At 64.7% G+C, this 21,367-nt stretch carries 28 protein-coding genes and 1 pseudogene; 11 read left to right on the forward strand and 18 right to left on the reverse strand.

All coding sequences use genetic code 11. The features are described from left to right. Positions 1-140: 140 nt before the first annotated feature. Together EKH81_RS14190 and EKH81_RS14195 are read left to right on the forward strand one after the other, a co-directional pair. The gene (locus EKH81_RS14190; RefSeq protein ID WP_132060133.1) at positions 141-461 is read left to right on the forward strand and encodes a DUF5827 family protein; all 321 of its coding nucleotides are present in this window, start codon (positions 141-143) and stop codon (positions 459-461) included. Then, positions 458-1,264 carry an ATPase gene (locus EKH81_RS14195; RefSeq protein WP_132060135.1) on the forward strand — a complete coding sequence of 269 codons (807 nt, stop codon included), beginning with the start codon at positions 458-460 and terminating at the stop codon, positions 1,262-1,264. Before EKH81_RS14190 ends, EKH81_RS14195 begins: the two co-directional genes overlap by 4 nt. Positions 1,265-1,285: 21 nt before the next feature. On the opposite strand, the gene EKH81_RS14200 is transcribed toward EKH81_RS14195, so the two are convergent. Together EKH81_RS14200 and EKH81_RS14205 are read right to left on the reverse strand one after the other, a co-directional pair. Beyond that, on the reverse strand, positions 1,286-1,735 hold the full coding sequence (locus EKH81_RS14200) for a Rieske (2Fe-2S) protein (RefSeq protein ID WP_132060137.1): 450 nt from the start codon (positions 1,733-1,735) through the stop codon (positions 1,286-1,288). A gap of 65 nt (positions 1,736-1,800) precedes the next feature. Next, a complete protein-coding gene (locus tag EKH81_RS14205; RefSeq protein ID WP_132060139.1) occupies positions 1,801-2,379 on the reverse strand; it encodes an MBL fold metallo-hydrolase in 579 nt (192 codons plus the stop codon). A 141-nt stretch (positions 2,380-2,520) separates the two neighbouring features. Here EKH81_RS14205 and thyX point away from each other — a divergent pair, with 141 nt between their 5' ends. Both thyX and EKH81_RS14215 read left to right on the forward strand, forming a co-directional pair. After that, positions 2,521-3,264, forward strand: coding sequence for an FAD-dependent thymidylate synthase (gene thyX, locus EKH81_RS14210; protein WP_132060141.1), 744 nt, complete (start codon positions 2,521-2,523; stop codon positions 3,262-3,264). Positions 3,265-3,705: 441 nt separating this feature from the next. Next, the gene (locus EKH81_RS14215) at positions 3,706-4,314 is read left to right on the forward strand and encodes a hypothetical protein (protein ID WP_132060143.1); all 609 of its coding nucleotides are present in this window, start codon (positions 3,706-3,708) and stop codon (positions 4,312-4,314) included. Positions 4,315-4,346: 32 nt separating this feature from the next. Here the strand turns inward: EKH81_RS14215 and EKH81_RS14220 are convergent, their stop codons facing one another. Next, a complete protein-coding gene (locus EKH81_RS14220; protein WP_132060145.1) occupies positions 4,347-4,832 on the reverse strand; it encodes an Lrp/AsnC family transcriptional regulator in 486 nt (161 codons plus the stop codon). Between the two features lie 224 nt (positions 4,833-5,056). On the opposite strand from EKH81_RS14220, the gene EKH81_RS14225 reads away from it, so the two are divergent. Then, positions 5,057-6,058 (forward strand): DMT family transporter, encoded by a 1,002-nt coding sequence (locus EKH81_RS14225; protein ID WP_132060147.1) that lies wholly within the window; start codon positions 5,057-5,059, stop codon positions 6,056-6,058. 173 nt (positions 6,059-6,231) lie between these two features. Here EKH81_RS14225 and EKH81_RS14230 read toward each other — a convergent pair whose 3' ends face one another. After that, positions 6,232-6,456, reverse strand: coding sequence for a TrmB family transcriptional regulator (locus EKH81_RS14230; RefSeq protein ID WP_132060151.1), 225 nt, complete (start codon positions 6,454-6,456; stop codon positions 6,232-6,234). A 113-nt stretch (positions 6,457-6,569) separates the two neighbouring features. Here EKH81_RS14230 and EKH81_RS14235 point away from each other — a divergent pair, with 113 nt between their 5' ends. After that, positions 6,570-7,310 carry an SDR family oxidoreductase gene (locus tag EKH81_RS14235; protein ID WP_132060153.1) on the forward strand — a complete coding sequence of 247 codons (741 nt, stop codon included), beginning with the start codon at positions 6,570-6,572 and terminating at the stop codon, positions 7,308-7,310. A 21-nt stretch (positions 7,311-7,331) separates the two neighbouring features. Here the strand turns inward: EKH81_RS14235 and EKH81_RS14240 are convergent, their stop codons facing one another. Both EKH81_RS14240 and EKH81_RS14245 read right to left on the reverse strand, forming a co-directional pair. Continuing rightward, positions 7,332-8,087: an archaellin/type IV pilin N-terminal domain-containing protein gene (locus tag EKH81_RS14240; protein WP_132060155.1), complete on the reverse strand. Its 756-nt coding sequence runs from the start codon at positions 8,085-8,087 to the stop codon at positions 7,332-7,334. A gap of 57 nt (positions 8,088-8,144) precedes the next feature. Continuing rightward, the gene (locus EKH81_RS14245; RefSeq protein ID WP_132060156.1) at positions 8,145-11,174 is read right to left on the reverse strand and encodes an FAD-binding and (Fe-S)-binding domain-containing protein; all 3,030 of its coding nucleotides are present in this window, start codon (positions 11,172-11,174) and stop codon (positions 8,145-8,147) included. Positions 11,175-11,367: 193 nt separating this feature from the next. Here EKH81_RS14245 and EKH81_RS14250 point away from each other — a divergent pair, with 193 nt between their 5' ends. Continuing rightward, on the forward strand, positions 11,368-11,796 hold the full coding sequence (locus EKH81_RS14250) for a methylated-DNA--[protein]-cysteine S-methyltransferase (RefSeq protein ID WP_132060158.1): 429 nt from the start codon (positions 11,368-11,370) through the stop codon (positions 11,794-11,796). On the opposite strand, the gene EKH81_RS14255 is transcribed toward EKH81_RS14250, so the two are convergent. From EKH81_RS14255 to paaA, 6 genes and pseudogenes are all read right to left on the reverse strand, one after another. Then, entirely contained in the window at positions 11,762-11,956 is a 195-nt protein-coding gene (locus EKH81_RS14255; protein WP_132060160.1) for a DUF2196 domain-containing protein, read from the reverse strand. The two genes, EKH81_RS14250 and EKH81_RS14255, sit on opposite strands and share 35 nt — an antisense overlap. Positions 11,957-12,240: 284 nt before the next feature. After that, positions 12,241-12,408, reverse strand: a complete 168-nt coding sequence (gene paaE, locus EKH81_RS14260) for a 1,2-phenylacetyl-CoA epoxidase subunit PaaE (RefSeq protein ID WP_162224636.1) — start codon at positions 12,406-12,408, stop codon at positions 12,241-12,243. A 2-nt stretch (positions 12,409-12,410) separates the two neighbouring features. Continuing rightward, a pseudogene (gene paaD, locus EKH81_RS14265) lies at positions 12,411-12,809 on the reverse strand (1,2-phenylacetyl-CoA epoxidase subunit PaaD); the annotation flags it as partial. A 169-nt stretch (positions 12,810-12,978) separates the two neighbouring features. Beyond that, complete coding sequence (gene paaC, locus EKH81_RS14270) at positions 12,979-13,836, reverse strand: 1,2-phenylacetyl-CoA epoxidase subunit PaaC (protein WP_132060164.1); 858 nt, start codon at positions 13,834-13,836, stop codon at positions 12,979-12,981. Further along, positions 13,836-14,168, reverse strand: a complete 333-nt coding sequence (gene paaB / locus EKH81_RS14275; protein ID WP_132060166.1) for a 1,2-phenylacetyl-CoA epoxidase subunit PaaB — start codon at positions 14,166-14,168, stop codon at positions 13,836-13,838. Before paaB ends, paaC begins: the two co-directional genes overlap by 1 nt. Before the next feature lie 2 nt (positions 14,169-14,170). Further along, positions 14,171-15,112, reverse strand: coding sequence for a 1,2-phenylacetyl-CoA epoxidase subunit PaaA (gene paaA / locus EKH81_RS14280; RefSeq protein WP_132060168.1), 942 nt, complete (start codon positions 15,110-15,112; stop codon positions 14,171-14,173). Between the two features lie 345 nt (positions 15,113-15,457). Between paaA and EKH81_RS14285 the strand changes: the two genes are divergently transcribed. Further along, positions 15,458-16,099 carry a helix-turn-helix domain-containing protein gene (locus EKH81_RS14285; RefSeq protein WP_132060170.1) on the forward strand — a complete coding sequence of 214 codons (642 nt, stop codon included), beginning with the start codon at positions 15,458-15,460 and terminating at the stop codon, positions 16,097-16,099. Between the two features lie 8 nt (positions 16,100-16,107). On the opposite strand, the gene EKH81_RS14290 is transcribed toward EKH81_RS14285, so the two are convergent. After that, complete coding sequence (locus tag EKH81_RS14290; protein WP_132060172.1) at positions 16,108-16,335, reverse strand: hypothetical protein; 228 nt, start codon at positions 16,333-16,335, stop codon at positions 16,108-16,110. A gap of 102 nt (positions 16,336-16,437) precedes the next feature. On the opposite strand from EKH81_RS14290, the gene EKH81_RS14295 reads away from it, so the two are divergent. Together EKH81_RS14295 and EKH81_RS14300 are read left to right on the forward strand one after the other, a co-directional pair. After that, positions 16,438-16,635 (forward strand): hypothetical protein, encoded by a 198-nt coding sequence (locus EKH81_RS14295; RefSeq protein WP_132060174.1) that lies wholly within the window; start codon positions 16,438-16,440, stop codon positions 16,633-16,635. Positions 16,636-16,714: 79 nt separating this feature from the next. Continuing rightward, positions 16,715-16,969 carry a UPF0058 family protein gene (locus EKH81_RS14300; RefSeq protein WP_132060176.1) on the forward strand — a complete coding sequence of 85 codons (255 nt, stop codon included), beginning with the start codon at positions 16,715-16,717 and terminating at the stop codon, positions 16,967-16,969. 68 nt (positions 16,970-17,037) lie between these two features. Here the strand turns inward: EKH81_RS14300 and EKH81_RS14305 are convergent, their stop codons facing one another. Then, positions 17,038-17,421: a PaaI family thioesterase gene (locus tag EKH81_RS14305; protein ID WP_132060178.1), complete on the reverse strand. Its 384-nt coding sequence runs from the start codon at positions 17,419-17,421 to the stop codon at positions 17,038-17,040. A gap of 156 nt (positions 17,422-17,577) precedes the next feature. Beyond that, positions 17,578-17,883, reverse strand: a complete 306-nt coding sequence (locus EKH81_RS14310) for a hypothetical protein (protein WP_132060180.1) — start codon at positions 17,881-17,883, stop codon at positions 17,578-17,580. Between the two features lie 110 nt (positions 17,884-17,993). Here EKH81_RS14310 and EKH81_RS14315 point away from each other — a divergent pair, with 110 nt between their 5' ends. Further along, positions 17,994-18,758 (forward strand): enoyl-CoA hydratase/isomerase family protein, encoded by a 765-nt coding sequence (locus tag EKH81_RS14315; protein WP_132060182.1) that lies wholly within the window; start codon positions 17,994-17,996, stop codon positions 18,756-18,758. 36 nt (positions 18,759-18,794) lie between these two features. On the opposite strand, the gene EKH81_RS14320 is transcribed toward EKH81_RS14315, so the two are convergent. The 3 genes from EKH81_RS14320 to EKH81_RS14330 all read right to left on the reverse strand — a co-directional run bounded on the left by EKH81_RS14320 (position 18,795) and on the right by EKH81_RS14330 (position 21,355). Further along, the gene (locus tag EKH81_RS14320; protein ID WP_132060184.1) at positions 18,795-19,529 is read right to left on the reverse strand and encodes an SDR family NAD(P)-dependent oxidoreductase; all 735 of its coding nucleotides are present in this window, start codon (positions 19,527-19,529) and stop codon (positions 18,795-18,797) included. 6 nt (positions 19,530-19,535) lie between these two features. Continuing rightward, entirely contained in the window at positions 19,536-20,414 is an 879-nt protein-coding gene (locus tag EKH81_RS14325; RefSeq protein WP_132060186.1) for an amidohydrolase family protein, read from the reverse strand. A 71-nt stretch (positions 20,415-20,485) separates the two neighbouring features. Then, a complete protein-coding gene (locus EKH81_RS14330) occupies positions 20,486-21,355 on the reverse strand; it encodes a hypothetical protein (RefSeq protein WP_132060188.1) in 870 nt (289 codons plus the stop codon). Positions 21,356-21,367 lie beyond the last annotated feature (12 nt).

Genomic DNA, 21,367 nt, shown 5'->3' on the forward strand with positions numbered 1-21,367 from the left:
ACGACCGGAGGCGGCGGCTTAAAACTGCTTTTCCCGTCTCGCGAGCGCGAATCGATGGCGTCGTCTCGGTACCGTCTCGGCGGCGCTCGGAGCGCCGCCGAGACGAACGATTTACCCGGCGGTCGGGCGTACTCCCGGCCATGCCCCGACCAAAATCGGATTTCGAACAGCTGTACCCCTGCGACTTCTACGAACCCGACGAACTCCTCGAATCCGACCAGATGTACACGGTCTACGAAATCGCCCGACTCCTGCAGGGCGTCGAGACCGACGCCGAGTTGGACGCCGAAACCGAGGACATCCTGCTCGACTGGGCCATCCCGTGGGTGGTGTTCAACGCCGACGACCTCGCTATCGCCGAACCCGAGACCGACGACGAACCGGGCTACTACGGCCTGAAGCCCGACGACGAAGCTGACGACGGCGGAGACGCCGCCAGCGACGAAGCCGACCCCGAATGACTCGGCTCCTCGTCGTCGGTGCCGACCGGGTGGACGCCGGAAAGACGACGTTCTCGACCGGACTCGTCGCCCGGCTCGACGGCGTGGGGTTCAAACCACGCGCTGGCAACGACTTCTGGTTCGACCACGACGACTACCGCCGCGCAATCGGCGACGGGCGACTCTACGGGAAAGACGCCGCGCGACTCGCCGCGGCGAGTCGCGCCGACGTCGCGCCCGAGGACGTGAATCCGATTCACCGCCTCTGGCGACCCTCGCCCGGCCCGGACACCGGTCTCGTCGGACGCACACACCGGGAGTTCGTCCTCGACCGCGTGGCCGACTCGTTCGTAGTGAACGCCCGGGCAGACGTGCCGGACTCCGCGCGAGAGGCGCTCGCGCTCGCCGACGCCGAGCGCGTCGAGACGGTCGCGGAACTCGACGCCGCCACGGAGCGCCACCACCTCCCGGCACTCCGACGGTTCGCCGACCGAATCCACGAGACCGAACTCGCAGTCGTGGAGTCGTACGGCGACGTGGCGCTCCCGATTCGCGGTCTCGAATTCGACGCGGTCGCGGTGGTCGAACCCGGCCGGATGCGAGCCTACGACGGCGACCGCTTCCTGAAGGCGTGCGACGTCGCGGGCGGAACGCCCCGCGACGGCGCGCTGGAGGTCCACGTACCCGACGTGACCGACCTCGCGGAATCACGGGCGTCGGTCTCGCTCGCCGCGCTCGCCTCCGGCGAGCGCGGCGACCCCGAAGCGGTCGCGCAGGCGTACGAGGATGCGTACGACGAACTGCTCGCGGTCGCCGAGGACTGAACCCTACCCCCGACCGGAGACTCAGAAGCCGATGTGGGACGTCGAACTCGGCCCGTCGTCGTCGCCGCTCCCGTCGCCGTCACCGTCCCCGATACCGCCGTCGTGGAGGAATGTATAGGCGTCGTCAGTGAGGTAGACGTTGCCGAGTTCGACCGCGAGTTCGACCGAGACGAGCGTGGTGTCGGCGGCCTCGCCGTTGTCGCAGTAGCCCGAGCAGGCGTCGAACATCGACCCGTGTTTCGGGCAGATGATTCCGCCGTCGCGCATCGCCGCGCCGAACCCGCGGTCGAGTCGCTGGGCTTCGTGGGTACAGCGGTTCACCCACGCCTCTACTTCGTCGCTGTCGCCGCCATCGTCGCACGGAACGACGATTATTTCGTCGGGTTCGCCGTACTCGTCGCGGACCGTGAACAGCCGCGACCCCTCCTCGCGGACGGTCTCGACGGTCGTGAGATGCGTTCGGTCTGACACGCCTGCATCCGGGTTCGCCGAAACAGTGAATCTTTCGACGTTATGGTCGTGAGCTACGACGACGCTTACCCCAGTCGAGCGGCGCGTCCGGCGATTTCGATGTCGTGGTACGGATTCGTCTCGACGCTCGGGCCGTGGCCGGTGTGCATCGTCGAGAGGCTTTCGTCCACCGTCTCGCGGACGCGGTCGATGCTCTCGACCAGTTTCGACCGGTCGCCCTCTTCGAGGTCGGTCCTGCCGAAGCCCCCGTTCTGGAAAACCAAGTCGCCCGCGAACAGCACGCTCGCGCCCGACGAGTAGAAGCAGAGGTGGTCGTTCTTGTGGCCCGGCGTGTGGAGCGCGGTGTAGGCGTCATCGCCGATTCGAACGGTCTCCCCGTCGGCGATGGCGTTGTCCACGCCCGGTTGGTCGGGGTCGAACCCCCACGCCTCGACCCCGAACGCGTCTTTGACGGCGGCGAGATTCCCGACGTGGTCGGGGTGGGTGTGGGTCAGAACCACGGCGTCGAGGTCAGCGTCCTGCTCGCGGACTCGCTCGACTACGTCGAAATTCGACCCGGTATCGACCAGCACGGTTCGGTCGCCCGCCACGAGAAAGGCGTTGCTCGTAAACGCCTGCACGCCGCGCGCGAGGTTGCGTATCATGGTCGCCGGTACGGGTGGGGATGGTTTGGGTGTGTCGCTGACGACTGCGAGATTTTTTCTGAGTCAGAAGGCGTGTAAAGGAGTCTCACCGCAAATACCAAGACGGCGCTTTCGGAATACCACGACAACCGAGGCGTCCCTATGGAAGTCAAACTGCTGAAAGCGACCGAAGACCCCGAGGAGGTCATCTGCACCGGCGCGCGAAACGACTACATGAGCGACTTCGTCGGCGACCAGTCGTTCGAGGAAATCATGGAATCGGTCGAGGGCGACGACATCGAGGAGAAGAAGGCCACGCTCATCGGTCACCTCCTGAGCCACGGCCACTTCGGACCGTTCGAGCACCCGAAAGCCGTGTTTGCGGTCAAGGGAATTAGTCGCTCCTGCATGGCCCAAATCACTCGACATCGGCACGTCAGTTTCGACGTGCAGAGTATGCGCTACGTCTCGTTCGACGACATCGACCCGGACGAGGTTGGCGATGGCGAGATGATTGTGATGCCGCCGTCGATAAACGACCCCGACTGGATTGGCCGAAACCAGAAAGGCGGTGCAGTCGACGAGGAAACCGTCGAAAAACGCCGAGAAGTGTTCAAAGATTCCGTCACCGAATCTGTCGAATCGTATCAGGAACTCCTCGACCTCGGAGTTCCACCAGAGGACGCCCGGTTCGTCCTCCCTATCGGGACGAAAGTCAACATGGTAATGTCGATGAATCCGCGAATGCTAATGCATATCGCGGACATGCGCGCGGCGGCCGACGCCCAGTGGGAGATTCGAGAGATGACCGAAACCGTACTCGACTTCGCCGAGGAATGGTGCCCCCTGACGTTCAAATATTATAACGAAAATATGAGAAACCGGAAGAACCGACTGGCTCCGTAAGCCAGCCGATTTCCGGAACTCATGGACGACGAAACAGAGAGAGAACTCGAACGAAGACGAAAGCGGGCATTCGGTCAGAATTTCGCAGACCAACTGCTCAGCGAAGCGGAGCGCGACTTACTCCAACGAGCGTTTCCGAGGAACGATACGGCGGAGAACGCGCTGTTCGCGGCTCGGAACGACCTCGACGCCCACCGTGAGCGCCTCACAATCCACTCGGAGTGGGAGCCAGACGCACCGTCGGACGATACGGTGATTCGGCGATACCTGAGTTTCGACCGTTTTCGGTCGCTCCTCGAAGAGTCGGGACTGTGGTTTTCCCGAATCGACGGTTTCTCCGACCGGTTCGAAGCGACACTCCCGAAGCCGAATGCGACTTTACGCGATGCGGTGAAACGCTGGTCCGCACGCGATTTCACGGAAACCGACCACAACGAGCGGATGCGGAACCGGCGAGACGACAAGACCTACATCAACTGCTGGCGTCTCGGTAAAGACGAATCCGCAGTCTTCTGGAACGCCTACGTCGGCGACGAGTACGGACTCGCCGTTGAGACGACAGTCGGCGATTTCCGCGCAGCTATCGAAATGGACGTTTCCGACGGGTACGTGGATCTCTATCGGGACTACGTCCGGTCGGAAGGCTCTGAACGGGTCGAACGACAGGAACAGCTCTACGACGAACTTTCGAAGCTTCAGATGGGTGCCGTGGAGTACACCGATTACGACGAGGCTGCGATACCGGGAAGTATGTTCTCGTATTCGCGCTACTTCCACAAGCGAAACGCATTCGAAGACGAGGCCGAATTTCGAGCCGTGTTCGAAGACGATACCGCGCTGACGCCCGAACACGACGGACACGATTCGGTACAACTGCACGGGCTGCTCACCGGAACAGAGATGCACGTTGGGGAACCGGGACAGTACGTTTCGGTCGATGCAGATCGACTTGTGAATCAGATAATCCTCGCACCGGGGAGTCCCGAGTCATTTCGGAAGATTGGTCGAACTACTCTTCAAAGAACATGGAGTAGACGCGCAAGTCTGTAGATCCCGCTTAGACGATGAGCCGAATTAGTCAGTTACTCCTCCGCCAACGCCTCCACGAGCGTCTCTAAACTGTAACTCCGGAGCGGGCGCTCGTCGTCCCGAAGCGCCGAGATGACGAACGTCGAGTTGGTTCGCTCGACGCCGTCGATGGCCTCGAACTCGCTGATGAGGCGCTCGACCGCGTCGCTGTTCGGCAGACGAGCGATGACGATGAAGTCGGTCTCGCCCATCGTGAAGTACGCTTGCGTGACGCCTTCGATAGCGAGGAGTCTGTCGCCGAACTCCTCGTACGGGCCTTCGTAGTCGGCCAGCACCTCCACGAGGACGGTGACGCCGAGACCCGCCTTTTCGAGGTCCACGTCGTAGAGGTCGTTCTCGATGACGCCCTCCTCGCGGAGATTGTTGAGGCGGTAGTGAATCGTCGAGACCGGGATGTCGGTCTCCTCGCTGAGTTTCTCGGGGCTTCCGGTGCCGAGGTCGGCGATGGCCTTCAGGATGGTGACGTCGCGTTCGTCCATTTTCGTGACTATTGGAGTTTGTGGCTAATTAATTACCGGCGTTCGAACTCGATTCGACCCGGTCGTGCGCTCGGGGCGGCCGCGAAGCCGCGGCCGCCCCGAGCGCGGTCGTGACAACGGAGGTAATCAAAAACTGCCGCTAATTCGGGATAGAAATACAACCGAAAACGGATTCGTTGTAGAAAGATTTAACACGGTTTCAGCACTTCAGTTGAAACAGAACCATGATTTCGCCAGAAACCCGGAGTTATCTCTCAGGAACTCCGGTATTATTCGTACTCGTTGCAACGCTCTGGGGCGGGTCGTTCCCCGCAATCGAGGTCGGTCTCCACTACTTCCCGCCGTTGCTGTTCGCGGGGATGCGCTACACGGCGGCCGGTGCGATTATCCTCGGCTACGCGGTCCTCGCGGGCCACCGCTGGCGGCCCGCGGGTCGCGACGAGTGGCTCGCCATCGGCGTGGTCGGCGCGTTCCTCATCGCGGGCCACCACGCGTTCGTCTACCTCGGCGAGCAGTACGTCTCGGGCGCGATTGCGTCCATCATCATCAGCCTCTCGCCGGTCATGACCGCGGCGTTCGCCGCGGTCGTCCTCGACGAGCGACTCACCCCCGTCAAGGTCGCCGGATTCGCGCTCGGTCTCGTCGGCGTGGTCGTCGTCGCCGACATCGACCCGGCGAACGCGCTCTCGGCCAGCGCCGTCGGCGTCGGCCTCGTCCTTCTCGCGACGGCCTGCTTCGCGCTCGGGTCGGTCCTCGTCCGACCACTCCGGACGGACCTCCCCGTGACCGCGCTCCAGGGATGGGCGATGGTCGGCGGGTCGGGCGCGCTGTGGGCGGTCGGCGCGCTCCGCGGGGAGACGGTCGCCGCGGTGAACTGGACCCCGACCGCGGTCGCCACGCTCACCTACCTCACGCTCTTCTCGGGCGTGGTCGCGTTCCTCGTCTACTTCGCGCTCCTCGACCGCGTGGGTCCGACGCAGTTGAACCTCGTGGGCTACCTCGAACCCGTAGTGGCAACCCTCGTCGCGTGGGCGCTCCTCGGCGAGCTAATCGACTCGACGACCGCGCTCGGGTTCGTCGTCATCTTCGTGGGCTTCGCGCTCGTCAAGCGCCGCGCAGTCGGCGAACTCCTCGCAGGCGTCCTGCCGTCTTCGGAGTCCGATGTCGACCGGGACGCCGACGAATCGACCGCGTGGTCGAGCGACGCCGGACCCGCCGACGACTGATTCGAGGGACGACGGATTCGGTCACGGTAGCCGCTGACTTTTTACGGCTGAGGCGACTTCCAATCCCTATGCATCTCTCGAAGGAGGAACGCGAGCGCATCGCGCGGTTCGTGGACACGCCCCGCTACGAGCGCACGCCCGACCAACTCCGTCCCGAAGAAGACGAGGAGTAGCTACTCCGCGACCGCGAACTCGCCGTCCCGCTTTTCGACTAACTCCCGCTCGCGGAGCGTCCGCAGAATGCTGTACAGCGCGATTTTTTGGAGGCCGAGGTCGGCCTGCAGGTCGTCTATCGATGCCGCGGCGGTCTGGAGCGAGAGGTACACCAGTTTCGCGCGCGGGGATTCGAGCTCGCTCGGCAACGGTCGATGTCGTGTCGTCGGTCGTTGAACGCTCATCTGGATATTCGAACCCAGAACTTCGACAATAATAAACTCTGTCTACAACGATTGTCGAAATTCTTCGGTCGGCTCACGGTAACACCCAACTCGGTCGGCCTCGAAGGGAGACTATGGCAGACGACCCACTCGGCGGACAGGCGGCGCTTGTGACGGGCGCGAGTTCGGGCATCGGCGAGGCGACCGCACACGCGCTGGCGCGCGACGGTGCGCGGGTCGCCCTCGCGGCCCGCCGCGAGAAGGCGCTGAACGACGTGGCGAAGAAAATCGAGAGCGAATGGGGCGCCGAGACGCTGGTCGTGCCGACCAACGTCCGAGACGAGGACTCAGTGACCGAGATGGTCGAGACGACCGTCTCGGAGTTCGGCGGTCTCGACTGTCTGGTCAACAACGCGGGACTCGCTCGGGGCGAGTCGGTCGAGAAGATGGGGACCGGTCAGTATCGGACGATGATGGAGACCAACGTTGACGGCGTGTTCTTCGCCACCAGAGAAGCGATTCCGCACCTCCGCGAGAGCGAGGGGCATCTGATTTTCGTCGGAAGCTTCGCGGGGCAGTACCCCCGGCCATTCAACCCCATTTACGCCGCGTCGAAGTGGTGGGTTCGTGGGTTCGCCCACAGCGTCGAGGGTAACGTCGGCCCGGACGGCGTGGCGGTCACGGTCGTGAACCCCTCCGAAGTCCGAACCGAGTTCGGGTCGGCCTACGGCGAGTCGTTCCACGAGCGCTTCGAGGAAGGTGAAGTCACCGAACCCGAGGAGGTCGCCGACGCCATCGCGTTCGCCGCGACTCGGGATGGCTCGACCGTGAGCGAACTCGACATCTACCGTCGGGACAAGTTCGGCGGATTCTGAATCGCACCGAGGCGAACTCCTTTACACCGAGACGAACTCCTCGCCCGAGAGCGACTCCGGTACGTCGAGTCGGTAGGTCGTCGTCGCGCCCGCCGCGGTCGTAATTACGAGTTCGACGTCCGACCCCGGTTCGAGGGGTTGGGCGTCGGGCGGCGCAGTGCCGCCGTCGCTCCCGCTCTCGATTTGGCTCGCGTTCAGGTAGATTCGGACTCGCTGAGACCGGTCGTTCAAAACGGCGTGGTCGTCGCCGTTGATGTCGTACGTGTTGAACGTTCGGTGCGAATCGTCACCGTCGTCGTCGCTCGGTTCGGGTTCGAGACCGGACACCGAGAACGCGCCCGAGTCGGTCCCCCCGGCGGTCGGGACGTGGTCGTCGGTCGAACCGTGGACGAGCGTGGTGGCTCGGTTCGGACCGCGCCACTCGACCGTCGCCCGCGAGAGGTTCACGGATTCTGCCCCCGGCGCGAGCATCACCGTCACCGCAATCTCGTCAACCGTCTCGTTTTCCACCAAGTCGCCGCCGCGCTTCGTCCGAGCGTCGTTCTTCTCGGGCGTGACGCGACCGAGCGCGCTCGCGACGACGACCCTGTCGGTCACCTGCTGACTGCTCTCGTAGCCCACCTGTTCGGCGGTCGAACTCAGCTCTCCGGCCGTGTTCAAGAGGACCCCCGCTCCAATCGCGGCGACCAGTACCATCGCGATGAACACGATGAGCGTGCCGATGCCGACTTGCCCGCGTTCGAACTGTGACCGTTCACGTGTCCCCGATTCCCACATACGACTACTCTCGATGTGGATATATCGGATATAAGATACTTAAATGTTTTTGTACCGTCAGTATCGTATCGCTTCAGAAACCTTCTCGATGGGGTGGGGCGGCTCGTCCGCGCTCGCCTCCGAATCTCCGAGCTGAGTTCGACAAGACGCGCCGGGCGCGACCACGGTGTCGCCGTCGCTGTCCGCGACCTGCTCGAACAGAATCTCACCGATAGCCCGACTCATCGAGTAGTGTTCGGCCTCGTAGCCGAAGCTTCCGGCCATGCCACAACACCCCGAGTCGAGCGCGTTCACCTCGTAGCCCACCTCCCGGAGGACCGCGGCGGCGTGGTGGTCCTTCTTGGTCGCCTTCTGGTGGCAGTGGCCGTGGTAGGTCAGCGTCTCCTCGGGCGCGTCGAATTCGACGTCGAACTCGAAGGTGTCGAGGTACTCCAGCGCACCGTAGGTGTTCGCCGCCACGCGCTCGGCGCTCCGGTGGTGGTCGGTCTTGGAATCGCTCGCCCCCAACAGGTCGAGGTAGTCCGACTGGACCATCACGGCGTCGGAGGGTTCGACCACCACGACGTCCCACCCGTCCCGAACTCGGGGGTCGAGCGCCGCGACGTTCGACGCGGCGCGCGAACGCGCCGCGTCGAGAAAGCCCTTCGAGAACGCGGGCCGTCCCGAATCGGTCACATCCTCGGGGATGCGGACGTGGACGCCCGCGGCTTCGAGGACTCTGACCGCGGCTTTTCCGGCTTGTGGGTGATTGTAGTTCGTGTAGGTGTCCGGAAAGAGCAGGACCTTTCGAGTCGCGTCGGACTCGGTCACTCGGGGGCCACCCCGGTCCTCGAACCAAGCGGTCAGGCTCTCGCGGTGGAAGGTGGGAAGGCTTCGCTCGCTGGCGATGCCGACCGTCTTCTCCATCACGAATCGCGCGCCCGGCACCTTGCTCGCCCAGTTGGAGACGGGCGCGAGTTTGCTCCCCATCTTCGAGAGCGTCTCGACGTTGGCGAACGCGCGCTCCCGAAAGCTCGCGCCGTGTTGCTGGTGGTGTTCGTGTTCGATTTCGGCCTTGAGCTTGGCCATATCGACCTCCGAGGGGCAGTCGCGGGCACATCCCTTACAGCCGATGCAGAGGTCCATCACCTCGGCCATGAACTCGGTGTCGAACTGCTCGCCCGTCTCCGCGGGCTTCGCCCGCTCCGAGGAGGCGGCGTGCGCCGCCTCCCACTCCCCCGACATGGCCTGCCGAAGCAGATTCGCCCGGCCTCTGGTCGCGGTGCTCTCCTCGTCGGCCGCCCGGTAGGTCGGACACATCACGCCGCCCGTGGTGTCTTGCTGGCCGCGACACCCGCCACAGCCGTGACAGAGTTCGACCATTCCCTGAAAGCCGTTCTCGTTGTCCCAGTTCAGCGCCGGGTCGAATTCCGCCGAGAACTCGTAGTCCGGGTCGAATCGCAGATTCTCGGTCATATCCACGTCGCCACAGACTTGCCCGGGGTTCAGGAGCCAGTCGGGGTCGAACGCGGTCTTGAGGTCGCGGAAGACGCCCCAGACGTGGTCGCCGTACAGTTTGCGATTCCACTGGGTCCGGGCGCGGCCGTCGCCGTGTTCGCCCGACACCGACCCGCCGTACTCGACCACCAAATCGGTCACGGCGTCCGCGATGGCCTCCATCTGGTTCACGCCCGCCGGACTCTTGGTGTCCACGAGCGGCCGAACGTGGAGACACCCCGGTCCGGCGTGGGCGTAAAAGCTGGCGTAGGTGTCGTTTTCCTCCAGTACCGCCCGAAAGTCCGCGACGTACTCCGCGAGGTTCTCGGGCGGAACCGCGGCGTCCTCGATAAAGGAGATGTGCTTGGCGTCGGAGGTACGCGAGAGCAGAATGGGAAGCCCGGACTTCCGGAGCTTCCAGAACCGGGCGCGCTCGTCGTCGTCGTGGGCCTCCATCGCGGCGAACGCGCGGTCGCCTTCTCGGTCCGCGAGAAGGTCAGAGACCTTCTCGCGGCCCTCCTCGTCGCTATCGGCGTAGAACTCCACGAGCAGGACCGAGTCGGTCCCGTCCGGAAGCATCCCGACCACGTCGGCGAACTCTTCGGTGTCGCGCGCCAACTCCACCAGCACGTCGTCGAGCACCTCGACCGCGGCGGGGTCGTGGTCGAGAATCGGGGCCACGTCGTCCATCGCGTCGAGCAGGTCGCCGTAGGCCAGCAGCGCCATCGACTTGGTCTCGGGAATCGGTTCCAGACCGACCTCCGCCTCGGTCACGATTGCGAGGGTGCCCTCGCTCCCCGCGAGCAGGCGCGCGAGGTTGACGGTACCCGATTCGGCTTCGGTGACGAGCCTATCGAGATTGTAGCCCGAGACGTTCCGCTTGAGTTGGGGGTACGCCTCGTCGATTGCCCCGCGCTCGTCGTCGAGAATTCGGACGACCTCGGCGTAAATACGGGCTTCGAGACCGCCCTCGGAGTCGGCCTCCTCGCGAAGTTCCTCGATTTCCATCTCGCCGAAGGTGGTCACGGTGCCGTCCGCGAGGACGACCTCACACTCCTCGACGTAGGCGTCGGTCTTGCCGTACTTCAGCGAGTGTGCGCCCGTCGAATTGTTGCCGATTGCGCCGCCGAGCGCGCTCCGGTCGCCCGCCGCCGGGTCGGGCGCGAATTTGAGACCGTGGGGTTCGAGTTCGGCGTTGAGTTCCGCGAGGACCGCCCCGGACTGCGCTCGCGCGCGAGCGCAGTCCGGGTCGATGCTGACGATGTTGCCCATGTGAGCCGTGAAATCGAGGACGACGGCTTCGTTGACGGCTTGGCCCGCGAGACTCGTGCCGCCGCCCCGGGGAAGCACCGAAATCTCGCGGTCGGCGCAGTACGCCATCACCGCCGACACGTCCTCGGTCGAGGCTGGAAGCACGACGCCGATAGGGGTCACCTCGTAGGCGCTGGCGTCGGTCGCGTAGAGTTCTCGGGAGTAGCTGTCGAACCGAACCTCGCCGTCCACGAGACGCTGGAGGTCGGAGACGAGTCCCGGTCGCGGCGTCTCGTCGGACTGATAGTCGTAATCGGCGCGCGCGTCCTGCTCGGGGTCGCCCGCGTCACGGGTAGCCATACCGCGGGATAGGGACGGGAGGCCGAAAAGGAGTCGGTTCGGGGAAATTTCGGGACGGCGGTCGCGACGGGCGGGCGAACGCCGAGTATCCGAACGGGCGCCTCCGACTCACGCCTCCGGAGCGCGAGGGGGCACCTCGGTCGGGGTCGAGTGAACCGGAATCGAGAAGTCGCCGCGCTCCGAGTCGGAGCCTATGAACGTCGAACTCTGGGGTCACGCGGTCGGAATCGACGAGTCGCGAATCGACGCGCCCGAAGCCGAAATCCGCGAGCAGGTTGCGGCCTACGTCGCGGGCGAGCGACGAACGTTCGACCTTCCGGTCGCGGTCCCCGACGACTTCGGGGGGAGCGTGATGGACGCGATGGCGTCGATACCGTACGGCGAGACTCGGACCTACGGAGACCTCGCCGACGAACTCGACACCGCGGCGGTCGCGGTCGGGCAGGCCTGCGGCGCGAACCCGGTTCCGATAGTCGTGCCGTGCCACCGGGTGGTCGGTGCCGACTCGCTCGGCGGCTACTCGGCGTCGGGCGGTCTCGAACTCAAAGAGCGACTGCTCGCGCTCGAAGGGAGCGTCGAACGGGACGCTACTCTGGAACGATTCGTTCGACCCACCCGGTGACGCCCGATTCGAGTTTCACCTTGGCTCCCTTCGGACTCTCGTCTTCGAAGACGGTCCGAATCTCGCCGCGAATCGGAGCGTCGTTGTCAGCGTTCGACTGCTCGATTTCGACGGTCATCCCTCGCCGAAGGCTCTCGCGGTCCGGGCGCTCTCCCGACATACTCGGTCCTGCGACGGATTCGGCCAAGAACGTGTCGGCCCGGGTGGTCGGGCGACTCGTCAGCGAACGGCCACAAAAGCTATGCAGATACTGCCGAATGGCCGAAACGCGGTTCCACCGCGAGACTGGTCCGAGTCGTCGCCGTTCCGAATCGCGCCGCCTGCGGTCCCCCCACTCGAACGCGCCCGCCACCGGGGCGCACGCGGTGTCATCGAGTTTCCATTCCTCCACTTCGTTCCGGCTCGCTGACGGCTTCGGTCCTCCCGAGTCCTCGCTGGGACCGGTCACTCGAACTTCTCGAACGGCTGTTCACAGTCGTTGCAGTAGTGCATCGACCGGCAGAGCGACGGTCCCTTCGGGTGTTCGCGCTCGGTGTCGGTGGATTCGCAGTACGGGCACTCCACGCCACTGTCCTCGCCGGTCGTGTCCACGCTGGGGTCGAGTCGTCTCATGATTACACGCTCAGTCCGAACTCACGGAGGTCGTCCTTTCCGGTCTCGGTGACCATCTCGATGGACCACTCAGGGGTCCAGACGAGTCGGAGATTCGCCGATTCGACGCCTTCGACGCCCGCAACCGCGGCCTCGATTTCGTCGGTCAGCATATCGCGCGCCGGGCAGCCGGTGTACGTCAGGGTCATCTCCACGTCGGCGCGGCCGTCTGAGTCCACTTCGGCACCGTAAATCAGTCCGAGGTCCACGACCGAGACCGGCATCTCGGGGTCCTCCACGTCGTAGAGGGCGTCCCAGATTCGGGCCTCAACGCCTTCCGCGCCCTCGCCGGTCGCGGGTAGGTCGTCCGGATTCTTCCCGCCCGGCGAGTAGTCGGTGTACGCGCAGGCCGACGCTGACGCGGCGAAGTCGTCGGACTTCGCCGCGTCACCCTCGCACGACTCCGGATTCTCGGGGTCGAAGTCCGGGTCGTACTCGGTCGCGTCGAATCCCGACGCCGCGGCGTCGGGATTCGACGGGTCGCTGTCGGCGGGGTCGCCGTTCTCGGCGTCCCCGCCGACGGGAACGTCGCTACTCATCGGTCTCGTCCGGGTCGGGCATTATCTTGTGGGCTTCGGTCCGGCCGAGTTCGCGGTAGGTGTGGGTCATCTCGTCGTGAAGGTCGCGCCAGTCGTCGGTGTGGTCGCCGTCCCTGCCGACCTGCTCGGGCAGGAACGATTTGGGGTCCTCGCGGATTCCCTCGGGCGTGTCGAGGCCGAGCGACCGGCAGAACGGAAGCGCGATGTCGAACCACTGCTCGCGCATCGAATCGAGCGACTCGGTTCGAATTCCGAGGTCGTCGATGCGAGCGTCGATTTCGTCGCCCTCGAACAGCGTCAGCGCGTACGGAAGGAGGCGGTCGATGGCCTCTTGCAGTCGGGCGCGGCCCTCCTCGTCGTCGGCCAGTCGTTCCAGCCAGTTCTGGGCGTGTTCTTGGTGGTACTCCTCCTCGCTCCGGACCTTCCCCACGCGGTCGGCGATTCGGGGGTACGACGTTCCGGCGAGCGCCTCCAGTCGGACGTCCTCGGCCACGTCGTAAAGGTACGACCGGACGATGGCGTCGGCCCAGTCGCCTTCCTCGAACGGGAGTTCCACCAGCGTCGAGTGGCGGAAGTCGGCGGGGTCGCGCTCGTAGATGAGGTCGGCTTCGTCCGCACCGAAGTCCTGCAGGAGGTCGTACCAGAGCCGAGCGTGGCCGAACTCGTCCTGGGCGATGTTCGCCAGCGCGAGGTCGGATTCGAGGGTGGGCGCGCGGACCTGCCACTCGGTGTATCGCTCGCCGAGCACGAGTTCGTCGTCGGCGAGTCGGTAGAGCAGGGTCTCGACCGCTTCGCGCTCCTCGTCGCTCAGGTCGTCGGGCGTACCGAGTCCGGCCTGTTCGACCGCCATCAGTCGTCACCTCGCTGGGCCTGCTTCTGTCGGTCGGCCGCCTCCTGCTCGCTCTCGGAGTCGGCGATTTCCTGAGCGAACGCGGCGTCCAAGTCCTTGTACCCCATCACCCACCGGTAGGACTTGTCGGTGGTGCCGCCGAACGCGGCGTCGTCGGTGTCCACCTCGCCGATTTCCTCTTTCGGGACGACCCAGAGGCTGTTGGTCGGCTTCCGGCGACCGTGCTGAATCTGGGCGAACAGTTTCGCCATCTCTCGGTCAGGCGCGTGGACGTTCCCGCAGTGGGTGTGATACTTGCCGGCTTCCTCCTGTCTGAACACTTCCCAAATCATGGTTAGTCTGCCGCCTGCGGGGTCGTCGCCCCGCCCTTGCTCTCCCAGTCGTCCAAACTGTTCCGGACCCACTCGACCGCGTCTTGGGCCGCCGCGCGGGTGTTAATCTGACCCTTTCCGGGCTCGTACTCGTTCTTCGCGACGGTGAAGAACTCGTCCCAGTCGAGGTCTTCCTCGACGACCTCGTAGGTGCCGTCGTCGTTGTCCCGAATCCGCGGCGTGTCGGGGAGTTCGAGACCGTACTTCCGGGCCTTCGGGATGTAGGCGTTGAGGAAGGCGTTGCGGAGTTCGTCGTTCGTCATCGTCTTCAGCCCCACGTCCGCCGAGAAGTCGTGGTGGGTGGACTTCTCGTTAGTCGGCCCGAAGAACTGGATGATGCGGGGCCACCACGTCTCGAAGGCGTCCTGCAGCATCTCCTGTTCTTTCTTCGACCCGGTCGCCAGTTCGCGCATGATGTCCTCGCCGTGTTTGACGTGGAACCCCTCCTCGAAGCACACCTTGTCCATCGCGTGGGCGTAGGGTTCCCAGCTCGTGCGCTTCAACGTCGCTTGGCGGCGCATCGCCGCGCCGTCCACGAAGAACGCAATCATCGGCACCTCGGCCCAGTTCTCCATCGGGTAGTGGAAGCAGTTGAGGAACTTCCCCTCGCCCGCCGCGAGTTCGTCGAGCATCTGGTCGCGAGATTTGACGCCGAGTGATTCCGCAGCGCGATACAGCAGTTGGCCGTGGCCGATTTCGTCTTGGACCTTCGCCGAGAACGCCAGCTTTCGGTCGAGGCTCGGAGCCTGCCGGATGAACGGCTTTTCGAGGTACGCCCCCATTATCTCGCTGTTCGCGTGGAACTGAATCATCCGCGTGGCGGCCTTCCGGTAGTCCTCCGGAAGGTCGTCCTTCGGACTAAATTCGCGCGGTCCGGCGCGCTCTTTGACCTGCTCGATATCCATGCGAGAATCTTCGCGCTCGCCCGACATACCGATTCACCCGCCCATAGACTGCTTTTAAATACTTCCCGCGCGAACGACCGTTATGAATTCGAAGCGGAACTCCACCTCGAACCTCCTGCGCTCGGTTCGACAGACGCCGGGGGGTGGGAATGAAAGGGGCCGCCCGGTCGCGGGCCGCAGGCCCATGGTCGTCTCAGCGACCCCTATCGCCGCGCGGGCCGTGCGGAGAGCGCGGCGATATGTCGGTGAGCGACCGCGACCGGGCGGGGGCTTTCGAGGTCTTCTCATTCGCGTACCCACTGCCGAAGCCTCTAGCGAAAACACCCCCAGTGATATCCCGAATCCATGATAGACGAGTGTCTCGTCGTGGAGTTCAGCGTCACGGGCGACGACTGCCCGCTCGCCGAAGCCACCCGCGAAACGAAAACCACTATCGACGCCCGGCCCCCGCAACTCCGGCGCGACGATTACGCACTTCTCCGATTTAGCGCGGGTGAGCGAGCCACTGGTCTCGCCGAAGCGCTCGACAGCGACGACCGGATTCGGTATCTCCACGTCTCGACCACCGACAGCAGGACGAATTTCCGATGCCTATCCAAGCACCCCTGCGTCGTCCACGCGTTGACCGACGAGGGATTCATGGCCGAGAGTCTGCAGTATCGGGAGGGCGTCGAGCGATACACCGGTGCGGTCGTCGGTCACGACGTGCTACAGGGCGTCCTCGAAGCCGCGGCCGAGACCGTGGGCGTCTCGCTGGAGCGCGTCTCACCGCTTCGGGGCGAGGACGACGAGGCGGTCGCTCAGCGATGGGACCTCACGCCCGCACAGGAGGCGGCCCTGCGAACCGCGCTCGGGAGGGGCTACTTTTCGGTGCCGCGCGGAGCGACCGCGAGCGAGGTCGCTGCGGAGTTGGATATCAGCAAATCGGCGTTTCTGGAGCGTCTGCGGCGTGGGCAAGCCGCGCTGTTCGGGCAGGTGTTCGGGTGAGCGGGTCGCTACGACGTATCGCGTTCCGGGCCGACATCGCAGTCCGTCCCGACATCCAGGCCTTGGAGGTCCGGAAACGCCACCCGCGCCAAGATGCCGACGACCGCGCCGACGAACACGAGCAGCGCGAGGAAGTCGCCGCCACCGACGGCAACGACCACTCCTGCGAGCAGAAAGGCGACGACCGCGAGCAGTGCAATTATCGCGTCGAGTCGCTTTCGGAGAGCTTCGTTCATACGTGACCCGAGAGAAGCAACGGGAAAGTAGATTGTGGCCGCCTCTCGATTTCTCGCCGCCGAACCGCATTGAATTTGTAGCTCGGCCGAAACGAACACCGCATGGCCGACCCCGAAATCGCTCGCAGACTCCGATACATCCATCAGACGCTCGAACTAATCGCGCTCCTGCTCGCGGTACTCCTCGTCCAGCAGGGCGGAATCGGCGTCATCGTCGGCGTCGGTGCGGCGGTCGTGCTGGTGGTGAACGCCGTCTCGCGGTTGCTCGGGTGGACCGGCGGGAAATCGACCGTCGAGTGAGCCGCAGACGCAGCTGACGGTCAGAGACGCATCTCGCGGGCCGCGGCACTTACTGACGTCGAGCGCGTACGATTCGAGCATGCAGAAGACCGAACTCGTCTACCTCCACTCGCTGTTTCGACTTTTGAAACGGCACCTCGAACGCGAGGGAGCCATCGACGGCGCGTTCGAGGAGTACGAATCGCTCGGCGTCCGACCGGCCCACGCCCACAAACCGAAAGCCCGCCACAGAGAGGCGGTGCTCCTGCTCGCGTCGGGCATCGCGGATGAACTCGCCGTGAACTCGGAATACGCCGATGACGGCCAGTTGGACGCCGTTCCCGCGAACGGATAGCGTCGTCACGACCGAGCGGCCTCGTCGCCGCGTTCGCGGCGACGAGGCCGCCCCGTTCGGTGCTGAGGCTATCCCGTTTTGTACACTCCGCGCGCGTCCGCGACCGTCGTGCCGTCCTCCGAAACGACCTCGACATCCACGACGCCCACGTCGCTTCCGCATCGCACTACCTCGGCCTCCGCCCGCAGGTCGCCGGTCCCGGCTTCGAGGTAGTCGATTCGCATGTCGATGGTGGGCACCGGCTGGTCCACTACCGAGACGAGCGCCGCGCCGCCCACCGTGTCGGCGAGGGTGAATGTGACCCCGCCGTGGGCCATCATCCGGTCGGCGTTCCACGAGAGTTCCTCGCGCATCTCGACCCGGCCCTCGGCGTGGCCGTCGTCGGCCTCGGTCACCTCGACGCCGAGCAGGTCGGCGAACGGCATCTCCTCGAAGAAGCGTTCGATGTCCATACGGGCGATTTGGCCGACCGGGCAATAAAAAGACACGTCTTCGGTTTCGCCCGTTCAGGGTCCGTGCGACACGACTCCGTCGACAGCGGGAGTCGGAGACGGGCGAACCGACAGTGTCGGCCATTCGACGCGCGATAGTCACTCGATTCGCGACGGTCACTCGACGCTGAAGTTGACGCGGGCGCGACCGCCGAGTATCTCCTCGACGACCGCTCGCTCGCCGTCGATGGTCACGAAGTCACCGGGGTCCGGAGAGTCCGCGTCGATGTCCGCGACCGAGCAGGTGTCCACGTCGGCGTCGTCGCCGCCGACCACTCCGAAGTTGACGCGGGCACGGCCGCCGAGTATCTCCTCGATTATCGCCGTCTTGCCGTCGATTTCGACGTAGTCGCCTCGGTCGGGGTCGTCTCGTTTGAAGCGCGTGACCGAGTAGGTCTCGGTCGCGTCTGGCTTTCGAGTCATCTCGTCTGGCGCGTCTGCGTCCGGACACTTAATTTCACCCGACGCGTCTCGACGCCGGTCGGTCGCGGACAGTGGGTATCCTTATCCCGGTCGCCCGAAACCATCCATCCATGAACGTCACCGACGACGACGGGATTCGAACCGTCACCTTCGACCGCCCCGAGGTCATGAACGCCTTCACCACCGACACGGCCGAGGAACTCGCCGAGGTACTCGCCGACGCGGACCCCGCGGAACTCGACGCTATCGTCCTCACGGGCGAGGGCGAGGCGTTCAGCGCGGGCGGCGACGTTCAGTCGATGGCCGCGCGCGAGGAGACGCCCGAGGAAGCCTACGAACGCATCGGCGAGACGTTCGGGCGCGTGGTCGAGGAAGCCCTCTCGGCACGGGTCCCAATCGTCGCGAAGGTGAACGGCGACGCCGTGGGCGCGGGTCTCGCCATCGCGGCCGTTTCGGACTTCGCCTACGCCGTCGAGTCCGCGACGTTCAGTTGCGCGTTCGTCCGCGTGGGGCTGATCCCCGACACGGGCGGGACCTTCCTCCTGCCGCGACTTGTCGGGCTTCGAACCGCGAAGCGACTCGCCTTTACCGGGGAGTTCTTCTCGGCCGGTGAGGCGGCCGAGCTGGGACTCATCAACGAGGCTGTGCCCGACGACGAACTCGACTCTGCGGTCGCGGACCTGCTCGATACGCTTCGAAAGCGCCCGACGAAGACCATCGGATTGGCGAAGCGCGCCATCCACGAGAATCTGGGTAACGGGTGGCAAGAAGCGATGGACTACGAGAATCTGACTCAGTCGCTGGCGTACGCCACGCCCGAACACGAAGAGGGCGTGGCGGCGTTTCTGGAGGGGCGGGACCCCGAGTTCGAGTGAGTAGTCGGGACTCCGAATTCGAGTGACTACCGACAGTTACGAGAACATCCTGCGAAACGCCGCGTCGGGAAGCGCCTTTAGCACCCACGCCGCGAGTCGCCACCGCCGCGGGACGTAGGCCCGGCGCGCCTCGCGCTCGATTGCCCGCCGAATGGCTCGGGCCGCCGTCTTGGCCGAGACCTCCCAGAACCGACTCCCGCCGGTCGCCATCTCGGTATCGACGTAGCCCGGTCGAACGTCGGTCACGGCGATGTCGGCGTCTCGGCTCCCGGCGCGGTACCGGAGGCCGTCGAGATAGTTCGAGACCCACGCCTTCGACGCGCTGTACCCCGGCACCGCGGCGTTGCCGAACAGCCCCGCCACCGAGGAAATCCCGACGAGGTGCCCCCCGTCGCGGGCCTCGAAGTGGTCGAGCGCGACGTTTGCCGCCGCGGCGAACCCCCGGACGTTCACGTCGATGGTTCGGCGTTCGACCTCCCAGTCGAGGTCCCAGTTCGTCTCGCCGACGCCCGCGGCGAGGACGACGAGTTCGACTTCGCCCATCGCACCGAAGAGCCTCCGGAGCCGACCCATCGCTTCGTCGGGTTCCGACACGTCGATTCTGGCGACGTAGGCCTTCGTGGGAAGGGCTTCGCCGAGCGATTCGAGACGGTCGAGTCGCCGGGCCGCGAGTCCGACCTCGTACCCATCGGCGGCGAGTTCGCGGGCGAGTGCCGCGCCGATGCCAGACGATGCGCCCACGATTACCGCGCGCTTTGCGTTCGCTGGCATGGCCGATTAGAGACTGAGGAACTCCTCGGCGTTCTCCCACAGAATCTTGCGCTGGACTTCCTCGGAGAAGTCGAGTTCGGCGAACTGGTCGAGCCACTCGCCCGGCGAAATCATCGGGTAGTCGGTGCCGAACATCACCTTGTCCTTGAGAAGGGTCTTCGCGTAATGAAGCACCTGCTCGTCGATGTACCGCGGGAGCCACCCCGAGAGGTCCATGTAGACGTTGCCCTTCTGCTGGCAGATGGCCAACTGCTCGCGCTCCCACGGGAACGCAGGATGGGCGATGAGAATCTGGAGGTCGGGATGCTCGGCCGCCACGTCGTCAATCAGCATCGGATTTCCGTGCTTGATTTTGAGGCCTCGCCCGCCGGGTGCGCCCGCACCGAGCGTGGAGTTGCCGCCGTGGAACACGACCGGGACGCCCAACTCCTCGATAGTCGCCCAGAGGTCGTCGTGTTCGGGGTCGCTCGGGTCGAAGCCCTGCGCGATTTGCTGGAATTTGAACCCCGAGAGGTCGAGGTCCCTGACGGCGCGCTCGGCCTCCTGTACGCAGTCGTCTTTCAGCGGGTCCACGCTCGCGAATCCGACGAAGAAGTCGTCGTACTCGTCGCGAATCTCGGCCACGTAGTCGTTCGGAACCGGAGGGTTGCCGGTGTTGGTCTCGGCGTCCCACCCGAGCAGGACCGCCCGCCCGATTCCGGCCTCGTGGTACTCCTCGATGAGGTTCTCGTAGGTGTCGGTCTCCATCTCCGCGCCGAACTTCTTGGCGGCGTCTTCCATCATCTGTCCACCCGCGGTGTGGAGGAACTCCTCGGTGGGTTGGTGGCAGTGGGTGTCGATGATGGGGTGGGCCTCGTCGTGGTCGGTTACTACGTCGAGTGTCATAGGTGAAACTATGCCCCCGAGCATCAAAAACGTTCGAATCATTCGTTCTCGACGGCGACCGCCCGAATCGGTCAGAACAGCGCGAGCATCTCGGGAATCAGGTCCTGAACCAAATTTTTCATCAGAACGGCGAGAAAGAGCGTGATGAGCCCAAAGAGCAGTGAGTAGCCGAGGTGTCCGAAGACGGCCCCGTTCCGCTTCTCGGTCAGGATTCGAAAGAGGAGTCCGCCGTTCGTCACGCGTCGTTCACCCGACTCGTCCGTCTCCAGTTGCCCGATTACGTACACCTCGTCGCCGGGCGAAACGTGGCGCTCCTCGAATCGCTGGGCCACGTCGCTGGTCACCGTTCCACCGTCGCTTTCGACGTTTCCGGTACTCGCGGGTGCGCCGACCGCCGCGGCGTTCTGCTCGCGGTCGTCACCGTCGAACCCGTCGAGTTCGTTTACGACTCGCGCGACCGCCTGCTCTTCGCTCGCGGGGGAAAACACGTTCTCGATTCGATTGGGAACGACCTCTCCGGCGTCGAATTCGGTCGACGTGCTTCGGTGGACCTCCTCCAGTGCTTCCTCTTCGAGTTCGTCGGTCGGGTCGACGAGTACCGTTCCCGTCTCGTCTTCGACGCGAAAGGGTACCATCCGGTCGATTCGGTACGTTTCATCCCAACTGCCGAGCGCTCCGGTGACTCCCTCCTTGACCGAGCGCGTGACGGAGGATACCACGGTCGACTCGTCGGTGACGGCCGGGTCGATAGTCGCGTCGGCTTCGGTGACTGTCCCACGAATCTTCGTAAGGCCGCCATCGGCCGTCTCGATTTCCGTGACCGACTTGAGGGCAGCGCGAACCTCATTTCCGTAGAAGATGGCGCTGGTCAGCGTCAGCATTCCGATGTAGGCGACGACGAGTCCGAGACCGATACCGAGAACGACTGTTACAAGTCCCATAGCCGAGACCTC

It is taken from the genome of Halorussus amylolyticus, assembly GCF_004143485.2.
Taxonomy (GTDB): domain Archaea; phylum Halobacteriota; class Halobacteria; order Halobacteriales; family Haladaptataceae; genus Halorussus; species Halorussus amylolyticus.